Origin of the sequence: Nesterenkonia flava (genome assembly GCF_031432335.1) — a bacterium.
GTDB lineage: Bacteria > Actinomycetota > Actinomycetes > Actinomycetales > Micrococcaceae > Nesterenkonia > Nesterenkonia flava.
On sequence record NZ_JAVKGT010000052.1, the window covers coordinates 1 to 10,683 of the forward strand.

Here is a 10,683-nt window from a genome sequence, read left to right on the forward strand (position 1 = left end):
GAACACCGCTTACAACTACGCAGACCACCGCTTCCAACTCCGGCTATCCGCCAGTAGGGCCTGGCCACGGGTTCATCCTTCCAGGCCGCCGCTAGGCAAGCCAGATTAGATATCACCCATTAGTGCGGCAGACCCTGGGTCCTTCAACGGATCTTTAGGAAAGTTAAACTCCCGCTTGATAACGGGGGTAGGTGTCGGAGCTCACGTGCCAGACGGCCACAGCCGCGGCGGCCTCAGGAGCATTTCCAGTGGCCCTCGGGTGACCAGGCGACGCCAGGTGAGCGAGAAAACTATGAGCGCGACAAGGATCAGGGCACTGACCGCCAGCCCTCCAGGAAGGGTCGCAGGCCCAGGTCGGACCGCGAGGGCAAGAATCAGCAGATGACCCACGTAGGCAGTGAAGGCCAACTGCCCCAGCTTCACCAGGGGCTCCAGCCAGCTTTGGAAGCAGCGGTCAGCAATCTTCAGGCATAGCCCCACCACGAAGAGAGCCGCGCCAGTGCCTTCAACCAGCCACAGCGGCATCTGGGAATGAGCCACAGAGCTGATCAGCCGTTGCCAGACCAGATGACTGGTGGGTTCACCCATATAGGCGATGAGTGCAATCGAGATTGTCCTGGCTCCGAGGGCGCTCACAGCGCCCCATATTACGAGCCGGGTGCCCAGGAGTTGACTGGATAGGTCCCGCCGCCCAAGCCACATCCCGAGGAGGAACGGTGCAGCCCATACTGCCACCGGATAGGGCCCAGTGATGAAAGTGCCGGCCAGGAACTCTCCGGCGGAATCGGTGGCTGTCAGCGGATCCCGGTCGAAGGCCTTGTCGGTGCGTTCCTGGACCGCGAGCCACAGTATGGGTCCGAGCGAAACACCAAATCCGGCAAGAACAAGCAGCACGCCCCCGGCGGCCCGAGTGAGGGGCAACGCCACGATGAAGAGGGCCGCGTAAGTCACTAGAATCACTGAGACGCCGTGGTCCAGGGCTTGGAGGAGCAGCCCGCACACGAACAGCACCAGTGCCCGCCATAGGATGGGTCCCGCCGGTATTGAAGTTTCTCCGCTCCGCGCTCGTCGGGTCAGCAGGGAGAACCCGATGCCCCCTAAGAGCATGAACAACAACGAAGCTCGCCCGTAAGGGAGGCGGTAGAGCGTCTCGGCCAAGCTGTCTCCGCCGCGAGGCCCGACATTGACGATGATCATGCCCGCCACGGCGAGACCGCGAGCCGCGTCCAGTCCGGCGTGACGCCCCTGGCCTGGCCTGTTGCTCTGCGTGGGGGAGGACGTGCTGTGACGCGGCAAGCTCACTCTTCCTGGCTCAGAATTCGGCTTTCGGTACGCGCGATCTTATTCCGCGACTTTATAGGCTAGACATCCACTGTGGCTGAACGACTCAATCAAGGGGCACTTGGTCGAATCTTCACTGATCTGCCGAGACAGAAGGGGCTAGGCGCCAGATGTGTTTCGGCAGATTATTCAGTTCGGACGGACGATTGCGTTGACCTGGTGCCAGCTTTCGTTGATGCCATGGAGACGGACGCCACCGGAAGGAGTGGCTGAGATAACTTGGCCGTTACCTACGTAAATCGCCCCGTGCGTGGTGTTGTTGGCAAGCACGATGTCTCCTGGCTGTGGTGTGGAGACATGCGGGAGGGAGGCTTCCATCCCATAAGTGGTACGGGGGAGCCCGCCGCGACCGGCTTGGTTATATGCCCAGTTGATGAACCCAGAGCAGTCGAATCCCGCTGTGGTTGTTCCTCCCCAGAGATACGGAGAGCCAATACCGGCATATGCTGCGCTCACTACAGAGTTATTGTTCGTTGTAGCAGGTTGCTCGGCCTGGTCTTGGGAGGACGCAACCTCAGGTTCAGGGGACGCATCCTCCTCATGTGGCTCCTGCGCGACGGGTTCTGGGTCTTGAGAGGCCGGCTGAGATGCTGTTCCTTCAAGTGAGGTTCCTTGATGCGTGGATTCTGCCACCTCCAGAGTGGAAGGCGATACAGGTTCTTCAGGGGTCGGGGGCGGCGTTGGGGCAGGTTCGGAGCTAACTATAGGCCGGTCGAAAGTCAGCTCCACGTCTCGGTTCGCAGTGACAGTGACCGCCTGGTCGCCAGATGTTCGTTCCAAGCTCGGTTGCGCAACATCAAGACTGACAGTGGTGACGTCTCGTTCCCCGTCTGAGGGCTCGGAAGCGTGGGCTGCAACTCCAACGCTTGCAACTAATCCAGCGGCAGCAACGGTAGCTGCGGTAGCGCGCCCGGCAAACGCGGCGTTATTGGAGATACGAGCACGCTGAGCCTTACGGCGACGCTCACGCCGCGTGGCGGGCAGTGTGGTGGTGACTGTCATGGGAGGTCCTTATATCTTTTCGCGGTAGTTGAGCCCCAAGCCGTACCAGCTTGGTTGAGTGGAGTTCCAGCTGCTAGAGAAGCACTATATAACAGAAGCATAACAAGCGTAACGAATAGATAAAGGCGTGTCTGGATGGCCGCTCCCGCCTCTGCGCCATGCCCTTGGATGCCGGCGACACCGGGTTCCAGCAGGCCTTCGGCTTTGCCGCAGCCTCAGCCCTCATCGCGGCAGTCATCGCATTCGCGGCGATCCCACCCCGCCGTCCTACCCCAGCCTGATTACGGGGCCAGGGCTCACTCTTTACATGAGATACCCTTACTGGGTATAAGTAGGAGTACCCCTAGGGGGTATCAGAAGGAGAGGAACAATGAGCACAACCACCACTTACACCGTGACCGGGATGACCTGCGGGCACTGCGAAAGCTCCATCCGGGCCGAAGTCTCACAGCTGCCTGGAGTCACCGGGGTTGATGTCAGCGCGACGACAGGGGTGATGGCGGTGACCGCAGAGAACGCAATCAGCGACGCCGACGTGATTGCTGCTGTTGACGAGGCCGGCTACACCGCGGCCAGGAGCTGATCATGAACGCCCCTGCACGACTCAGCTTGTACGGCACAGGACTGGTCGCTGTGTTCATCACAGCGTTCTTCACCGCCGGGGCTGTCGTTCCCGAGGAGACCGTGCAGAACTGGGTGGACGACACCTCGCAGAGCGAGCATCACGGGGAGGACGGCCATGACCGCTGAAACAACCAACCCGGCCAACATCGAGTTGCAGATCGGCGGGATGACCTGTGCTTCCTGCGCGATGCGCATTGAGAAGAAGCTCAACAAACTCGACGGCGTGGAGGCCAGCGTCAACTACGCCACCGAGAAGGCCCGTATCACCTCCAATGGTGGACTGGACCCCCAGGTGCTGATCACCGAGGTCGAAAAGACCGGCTACACCGCCACACTGCCCGTTGCCCCGGAAGATAAGACCGGCTGGGGTGACGACGACGATTCGGTTGAGGACCAAGAGCTGGTGGTGCTGCGTCAGCGGCTGATCGGTGCCGCAGTCCTTTCGGTGCCCGTGATCGCCATGGCGATGATCCCGGTCTTGCAGTTCGATTACTGGGGCTTCGCCTCCCTGGTGCTGGCCGCCCCAGTGGTGGTGTGGGCCGGGTGGCCCTTCCACCGGGCTGCGCTGACGAATCTGCGCCACGGGGCAGCCACGATGGACACCCTCATCTCAGTGGGCACCACCGCGGCACTGATCTGGTCGGTGGTGGCACTATTCTTCGGCACTGCCGGCCAACCCGGAGTGGTGCATCCGTTTGAACTGACCATCTCCCGCAGTGACGGCCTGGGGCATATCTACCTGGAGGTCGCCGCCGGGGTGATCACCTTCGTGCTACTGGGCCGGTATTTCGAGAAACGTTCCAAGCGCCGGGCTGGTGCCGCCCTGCGCGCCCTGCTGGAGCTGGGAGCCAAAGAGGTCGCCGTGCTCCGCGACGGTGCAGAGCAGCGGATCAGCGTCGATGATCTGACCGTGGGCGATGAGTTCGTGGTCCGGCCCGGGGAGAAGATCGCCACCGACGGTGTGGTGGTCTCCGGGACAAGCGCGGTGGACGCCTCCATGCTCACCGGTGAATCGGTCCCGGTGGAAGTCGCCGAAGGCGATGCGGTGACCGGAGCCACCGTCAACGCCGGAGGCCGCCTGATCATCCGGGCAACCCGGGTGGGCTCCGATACCCAGTTGGCGCAGATGGCCCAGCTGGTCGAGGACGCCCAATCCGGCAAGGCAGAGATTCAGCGCCTGGCCGACCGGGTCTCCGGAGTGTTTGTGCCGGTGGCCATCGCCATCGCCGTCGCCACACTGGGGGCCTGGCTAGGTGCTGGCTTCCCTGCCTCGGCAGGGTTCACCGCTGCGGTGGCGGTACTGATCATCGCCTGCCCCTGCGCCCTGGGACTGGCCACCCCCACCGCCTTGTTGGTCGGCACCGGCCGTGGCGCTCAGCTGGGGATTCTCATCAAAGGCCCGGAGGTGTTGGAGTCCACCCGCAGGACCAACACCGTGGTCCTGGATAAGACCGGCACTGTCACCACCGGGAAAATGACCCTGGAAGACGCCCTCCCCGCCGAAGACACCAAAAGGGATGAGCTGCTGCGGCTGGCCGGGGCAGTCGAGGACGCCTCCGAGCATCCCATCGCCCAGGCCATCGCCACAGGAGCAGTCACCGCGACGGGAGCTCTGCCAAAGGTGGAGTCCTTCGAGAACATCGAAGGTCGCGGTGTCCAAGGCATCGTGGAGGGCCACACCGTGCTGGTGGGGCGTGAGTCCCTGCTGGCCAATTGGGGCCAGCACCTCGATGAGCAGTTAGCAGCGGCCAAGCAGCAGGCGGAGTCCCAGGGCAAAACTGTGGTCGTAGTCGGCTGGGACGGTAAGGCCCGGGGCCTGCTGGTAGTGGCTGACCAGATCAAACCCACCAGCGCCGAAGCCATCGGCCACTTCAAACAGCTCGGCCTGACCCCGGTGCTGCTGACCGGCGATAACCAACGCGTCGCTGAGCAGGTCGCCGCCGAAGTCGGCATCGATGAGGTGATCGCTGAAGTCCTGCCCCAGCAGAAAGTCGATGTCGTAGCAGGCCTGCAACAGCAGGGTAAGACGGTGGCGATGGTCGGCGATGGTGTCAACGACGCCCCTGCACTGGCCCAAGCCGACCTCGGAATGGCCATGGGCACAGGGACCGACGTGGCCATCGAGGCCGCCGACATCACCCTGGTGCGTGGGGACCTACGGGCTGCTGCTGATGCGATCCGGCTCTCCCGGAAGACCCTCGGGGTGATCAAGACCAACTTGTTCTGGGCCTTCGCCTACAACACCTCCGCCATTCCGCTGGCGGCCTTCGGCCTGCTCAACCCCATGCTGGCCGGGGCGGCCATGGCCTTCTCCAGTGTCTGCGTGGTGACCAACAGCCTACGACTGCGCCGCTTCAAGGCCCAAGCCGACCGTGCCGCCTCAGATGCCCCTGTCACAGAAATCAATACTCAGACCATCAAGGCCTGAACACCATCACCGAAAGGACCAGACCATGACCACTCACCACTGCGGGGCACACTCCCACGCCTGAGCAACGAGCACCTCATGCCATCGGACACGAATCAACAGGAAGGACCAGCTCGATGAAATCCCGTCACCCTGCCACCCTCGTCACCGCCCTCACCTTGGCCACCGTGTTGGCCGCCTGTAGTCAGAATGACCAGCAGGAAACTGATGAGTCCGACCATGGTGAGCATTCCGCCGAAGAAGTCTCCGGCGAGTTCAACGACGCAGATGTCGAATACGTCTCAGGCATGATCGTCCACCACGAACAGGCCGTCGAGATGTCGGACATCCTGTTGGCCAAGGACGATGTGGACACCGATGTCGCCTCTCTGGCTGAGGAGATTCGGGACGCTCAGCAGCCCGAGATTGATCAGATGGTCACCTGGCTGCAGGACTGGGGCCATGATCCCGAAGACGATCACGGTACCCATGGCGACCACGGGAACGGGCACGAGGGAATGATGAGTGACGACGACATCGCCGACCTTGAAGCCGCTCAAGGCGATGAGGCTGCACGCCTGTTCTTAGAGCAGATGATCGTCCATCACGAAGGTGCAGTCTCTATGGCTGAGGACCACCTGGCCGACGGGAAGAGCCCCGAAGCCCTGGAACTGTCAGAAGAGATCATCAGCGTCCAGCAGGCTGAGATCGAACAGATGGAAGACCTGCTGGAGAACATATAGGACCCTCATGACTGAGCAGCATCACGGACACCATCACCACTCAGGCCAAGACCACCCTGAGTCTCACCACGGGCATGCGATGCACCCCACAGCAGAGACCCCCCAGGGTCACGCCGCCCACGGCCCCGACCAACATCAGCATGATCACTCCGCGCATGCCGGACATGGCCACAGCGGACACGGGGGCCATGGTGATCACGTCGGGCAGTTCCGCCGGCTGTTCTGGATCATGCTGGCCCTGGCGGTACCGGTGGTGGGGTTCAACGAGATGTTCGCCCATCTGGTCGGCTACCACCTACCAGAAGCCGACTGGGTCTGGTGGGTCTCCCCGATCTTGGGCACAGTGATCTATGCCTGGGGCGGCTGGCCATTCCTCTCCGGGGCGGTCTCAGAGATCCGCTCCGGCAAGCCGGGGATGATGCTTCTCATTGGGCTGGCCATCACGGTGGCGTTCATCGCCTCCTGGGGTGCCAGCCTGCACCTGCTGGATCACGAGCTGAACTTCTGGTGGGAGCTGGCCCTGCTGGTGGTGATCATGCTGCTGGGTCACTGGATCGAGATGCGATCCCTGGCCCGGACCAGTTCAGCTCTGGATTCGCTGGCTGCGCTGCTGCCGGATGAAGCGGAGAAAGTCACCGACCACGGGGTGGAGAAGGTCTCCCCGGAGCAGCTGGCCCTCGATGACGTGGTGATCGTCCGCCCCGGTGCCTCTGTACCTGCTGATGGACAGGTGATTGAGGGCTCGGCGAGTATGGATGAGTCGATGGTCACCGGGGAGTCCAAGCCGGTCCGTCGTGACGAAGGCGATCACGTCGTGGCCGGAACAGTGGCCACTGACTCCGGTCTCCGGGTACGGATTACCGCCACCGGAGACGACACCGCCTTGGCCGGTATTCAACGTCTGGTCGCTGATGCTCAAGCCTCATCCTCCCGGGCTCAGCGGATCGCCGATACAGCAGCAGGGTGGCTGTTCTGGTTCGCCCTGGTCGCCGCACTGATCACTGCAGCGGCCTGGGCAGTGCTGGGAATGCCTGATGCTGCTGTAGTGCGGACCATCACCGTGCTGGTGATCGCCTGCCCGCACGCCCTGGGTCTGGCGATCCCGCTGGTGGTCTCCATCGCCACCGAACGCGCCGCACGCGGGGGCGTGCTCATCAAGGACCGGCTGGCCTTGGAGTCGATGCGCACCGTAGACGCGGTGCTGTTCGACAAGACTGGCACACTGACCAAGGGAGAACCCACTGTCACCGGGGTCGAACCCACCCAGGGATATACCGGCGACGAGGTCCTGGCTCTGGCCGCAGCGGCCGAAACCGACAGTGAGCACCCGCTGGCCCGCGCCATCGTCGGTGCAGCATCCCACCACAGTCTGGAGGTCCCCGCGGCCAAGGACTTCTCATCCTCACCAGCTGTAGGGGTCCGTGCCACAGTCAATGGCACCGTGATTCAGGTCGGTGGCCCCTACATGCTCAACGAGCAGTACCAAGATGAACTGCCCATCGCAGAGCACTGGAGGAACGAAGGCGCGATCATCCTTCACGTCCTGGTGGATGGCGAGGTCGCCGGCGCCCTGCGCCTGGCCGATGAGATACGTCCTGAATCCCACGCCACAGTCGAAGCTCTCCACGCCGTGGGTGTCCAGGTGGTCATGATCACCGGGGACGCCCAAGCGGTCGCCGAGACCGTTGCGGCCGAGCTGGGCATCGACCGGGTCTTCGCCGGGGTCCGCCCCGAAGACAAGGCCGCCAAGGTCAAAGAACTCCAGCAGGAGGGACAGAAGGTAGCCATGGTCGGTGACGGCGTCAACGACGCCCCCGCCCTGGCCCAGGCCGATGTCGGCGTCGCCATCGGGGCGGGAACTGATGTGGCCATCGGCTCCGCCGGGGTGATCCTGGCCAGCTCCGACCCCCGCTCAGTGTTGTCAGTGATTGATCTGTCCCGCTCCAGCTACCGGAAGATGAAGCAGAACCTCTGGTGGGCCGCCGGCTACAACCTCGTCTCTGTGCCCCTGGCCGCAGGAATCCTCGCCCCTATCGGATTTGTCCTGCCTATGAGCATCGGCGCGATCCTGATGTCAGCCTCCACTGTCGTCGTCGCCCTCAATGCCCAACTGCTGCGCCGCCTGGACCTGCGGCCAGAAGTTTCCACCCGAAACCTCACCACTTAGGAGTCCCCTCATGTCTACCGAAGCACCTGTCCAACACGGCTATATCAGTGACAAAGACCGCTACCTCGCACGGCTGAAACGCATTGAAGGTCAAGCGCGAGGTATCCACCGCATGGTCGAAGAAGATACCTACTGCATCGACATCCTCACCCAAATCAGCGCACTGACTTCCGCCCTGGAGAACGTGGCGCTAGGGCTATTGGATGACCACCTCAAGCACTGCGTGGCTCATGCCGCGCAAGCCGGAGGCGCAACCGCTGACGAGAAGATCAATGAAGCTTCTGCGGCGATCGCTCGCCTCGTGAAGTCCTGAAACCTGGGATCAGCCATGGATGGAGTAAGGGCATCTCCATTCATCTGGGGGCTGATGCAGGAACGGCTGACAGGTTGGGTTTCCTGTTCAGGCCGCTAGTGCCAGCGCCTGCGTGAGCAGGTTCTCCTCGTAGGCGATGGGGGTCAACTTCCCCAGAACCTTCTGTTTCCTCCTTCGGTGATAGGTCCTCTCGGTCCAGGAGAAGATCCGCATCCGAAGCTCTTCCCGCGTGCGCCAGGGCTGGGCGTCGAGGACGTTGTTCTGCAGCAGGCTGTAGAACGACTCCATGGCGACGTTGTCCCCGGCAGCGCCCACGCGCCCCATAGATCCGACCAGGCCGTGGTACTCCAAAGCCCGGAGGAACTTTTTGGAGCGGAATTAGGTGAATTCAATCGGTGGTAGCAACACTCGGTTGTTGTACTGATTCTAGATAATCTTCGAACGCTTCAGCTGGGGTTCTCCATCCCAGGGTCTTTCGCGGCCTGGTGTTGAGGGTGTGAGCGATGGCTGCGACTTCTTCAGCGCCCCATCGTGAGAGATCGGTGCCTTTGGGGAAGTATTGCCGTAGCAGCCCATTGGTGTTCTCGTTCGTGCCGCGTTGCCAGGGGCTACGTGGGTCTGCGAAATAGACTGGTACTCCAGATTCGACGGTGAACTGAGAATGAGCTGAGAGCTCTTTGCCTCGATCCCAGGTGAGTGACTTTCGCAGATGCTCGGGCAGTTCCGCAACAGTCTTCGACAACGCGTTTTTCATGGTCACTGCCCCGTACCCGGCTAAAGGAGGACCGTTCTTCTTCCGTGGAAGGGTGCCGTAGCCTTGTTCGCGAGGCAGATGGACAAGCATGGTGAACCGTGTGGTGCGCTCGACCAGCGTGCCGACTGCCGAGCGATTGAGTCCAATGATCAGGTCACCTTCCCAATGGCCTGGCACGGCTCGGTCTTCGACCTCGGCGGGCCGTTGGCTGATCATGACCTTCTCATCGACATGGGCCCATGATTTCGCCTGCGCTCGGGCACGCGGGACCCGAAGGGCGCGGCCGGTGCGCAAGCAGGTCACCAATTCACGCTTCAGAGCACCACGGCCCTGAATGTAGAGAGCCTGGTAAATAGCTTCGTGCGAGATCCGCATGGACTCATCCTCAGGGAAGTCAACCTTCAGCCGATGGGAGATCTGCTCAGGACTCCAGCCTTTCACCCATCGGCGATCCCCGCGATGAGGCTTATTTCTACCCTTCCACACAGCCTCATCAGGCCCATCAATCACCTGTCCGTCAGCAGCGGTGACTTTTCCCGCCAGTCGGTCCTGAACGTAGTCCCGCAACCTGGGATTACTCACCAGCTTTGCAGTCTTGGGCCGCTGAGCGAAGACCTCCGACTTCCATTGAGCAACTGAGGCTCGATAGTCCAACTTCCCGCCTCGGGTGGCCGCGTTACGCCGTAACTCTCGTGAAATCGTAGAAGGACTCCGTCCTAGACGACGGGCTATTTCGCGAACACCGATTTCTTGGGCTCGCAGCAGAGCGATCTCCTCACGCTCTTGGAAGGAAAGGTACCGGGAAGAGACCTTCGAGGACATAAACAGCGGCATACCACCACGATTGCGGAACCATCGAGCACCAACGGCTTGAGACACACCAGTGGCCTCTGCTGCCTTCTCAGAGGTGATCCCGGTGGCGATGTGCTTCCAGAACTCTCGTTCGACCTCCTGACGATGAGACGGAGCCCCCGGCGACTTCATCGCTGAACGGCCTGTGAACTGCCGCACCCATGCTGATGGTCTTCCCATTGCACACCTCCACGATCAAGGTGTTGCTACGACCAGTTGAATCCGGGTTAGCTGCCGCGGTCGCTGTGGACGATGCATCCAGTCACTTCAGTCCCGGTGCGGGCCCGGTTGGCGATGGCGTTGTTCAGGGCTCTAACTGCCAGGGATGCCTTCATCCTGGTGTCGATGCTGTAGCCGATGATCCGGCCTGAGCAGGCGTCCTTGACTGCGCAGAGGTAGAGCTTGCCCTTGCCGGTGTGGTGTTCGGTGTAGGGTCGGCCAGCAGCGCCCTGCCAGTCTTTGAACTGGTGGGTTTCTGCT

General features: G+C 62.0%; 10 protein-coding genes and 2 pseudogenes. 7 read left to right on the plus strand and 5 right to left on the minus strand.

The window, feature by feature from the left end; all coding sequences use genetic code 11:
- Positions 1–201: 201 nt before the first annotated feature.
- On the minus strand, positions 202–1,296 hold the full coding sequence (locus RH857_RS13105) for a DUF418 domain-containing protein (RefSeq protein WP_310538426.1): 1,095 nt from the start codon (positions 1,294–1,296) through the stop codon (positions 202–204).
- A gap of 174 nt (positions 1,297–1,470) precedes the next feature.
- Positions 1,471–2,343 (minus strand): C40 family peptidase, encoded by an 873-nt coding sequence (locus RH857_RS13695; RefSeq protein WP_374761175.1) that lies wholly within the window; start codon positions 2,341–2,343, stop codon positions 1,471–1,473.
- A 158-nt stretch (positions 2,344–2,501) separates the two neighbouring features.
- On the opposite strand from RH857_RS13695, the gene RH857_RS13110 reads away from it, so the two are divergent.
- The 7 genes from RH857_RS13110 (at position 2,502) to RH857_RS13140 (ending at position 8,597) form a co-directional block, all read left to right on the plus strand.
- Entirely contained in the window at positions 2,502–2,624 is a 123-nt protein-coding gene (locus tag RH857_RS13110; RefSeq protein WP_310538427.1) for a hypothetical protein, read from the plus strand.
- An 89-nt stretch (positions 2,625–2,713) separates the two neighbouring features.
- Positions 2,714–2,926: a heavy-metal-associated domain-containing protein gene (locus tag RH857_RS13115; protein WP_310538428.1), complete on the plus strand. Its 213-nt coding sequence runs from the start codon at positions 2,714–2,716 to the stop codon at positions 2,924–2,926.
- 2 nt (positions 2,927–2,928) lie between these two features.
- On the plus strand, positions 2,929–3,093 hold the full coding sequence (locus tag RH857_RS13120) for a hypothetical protein (protein WP_310538429.1): 165 nt from the start codon (positions 2,929–2,931) through the stop codon (positions 3,091–3,093).
- Positions 3,083–5,395 (plus strand): heavy metal translocating P-type ATPase, encoded by a 2,313-nt coding sequence (locus RH857_RS13125; protein ID WP_310538430.1) that lies wholly within the window; start codon positions 3,083–3,085, stop codon positions 5,393–5,395. Before RH857_RS13120 ends, RH857_RS13125 begins: the two co-directional genes overlap by 11 nt.
- 116 nt (positions 5,396–5,511) lie before the next feature.
- Positions 5,512–6,117, plus strand: coding sequence for a DUF305 domain-containing protein (locus RH857_RS13130; RefSeq protein ID WP_310538431.1), 606 nt, complete (start codon positions 5,512–5,514; stop codon positions 6,115–6,117).
- 7 nt (positions 6,118–6,124) lie between these two features.
- Positions 6,125–8,284, plus strand: coding sequence for a heavy metal translocating P-type ATPase (locus RH857_RS13135; protein ID WP_310538432.1), 2,160 nt, complete (start codon positions 6,125–6,127; stop codon positions 8,282–8,284).
- Between the two features lie 10 nt (positions 8,285–8,294).
- Positions 8,295–8,597 carry a metal-sensitive transcriptional regulator gene (locus RH857_RS13140; RefSeq protein ID WP_168886979.1) on the plus strand — a complete coding sequence of 101 codons (303 nt, stop codon included), beginning with the start codon at positions 8,295–8,297 and terminating at the stop codon, positions 8,595–8,597.
- Between the two features lie 87 nt (positions 8,598–8,684).
- On the opposite strand, the pseudogene RH857_RS13145 reads toward RH857_RS13140, so the two are convergent.
- From RH857_RS13145 to RH857_RS13155, 3 genes and pseudogenes are all read right to left on the minus strand, one after another.
- A pseudogene (locus tag RH857_RS13145) lies at positions 8,685–8,975 on the minus strand (integrase core domain-containing protein); the annotation flags it as partial.
- Between the two features lie 10 nt (positions 8,976–8,985).
- Positions 8,986–10,383 carry an IS30 family transposase gene (locus tag RH857_RS13150; RefSeq protein ID WP_310538433.1) on the minus strand — a complete coding sequence of 466 codons (1,398 nt, stop codon included), beginning with the start codon at positions 10,381–10,383 and terminating at the stop codon, positions 8,986–8,988.
- Between the two features lie 50 nt (positions 10,384–10,433).
- Positions 10,434–10,683, minus strand: a pseudogene (locus RH857_RS13155) (DDE-type integrase/transposase/recombinase); the annotation flags it as partial.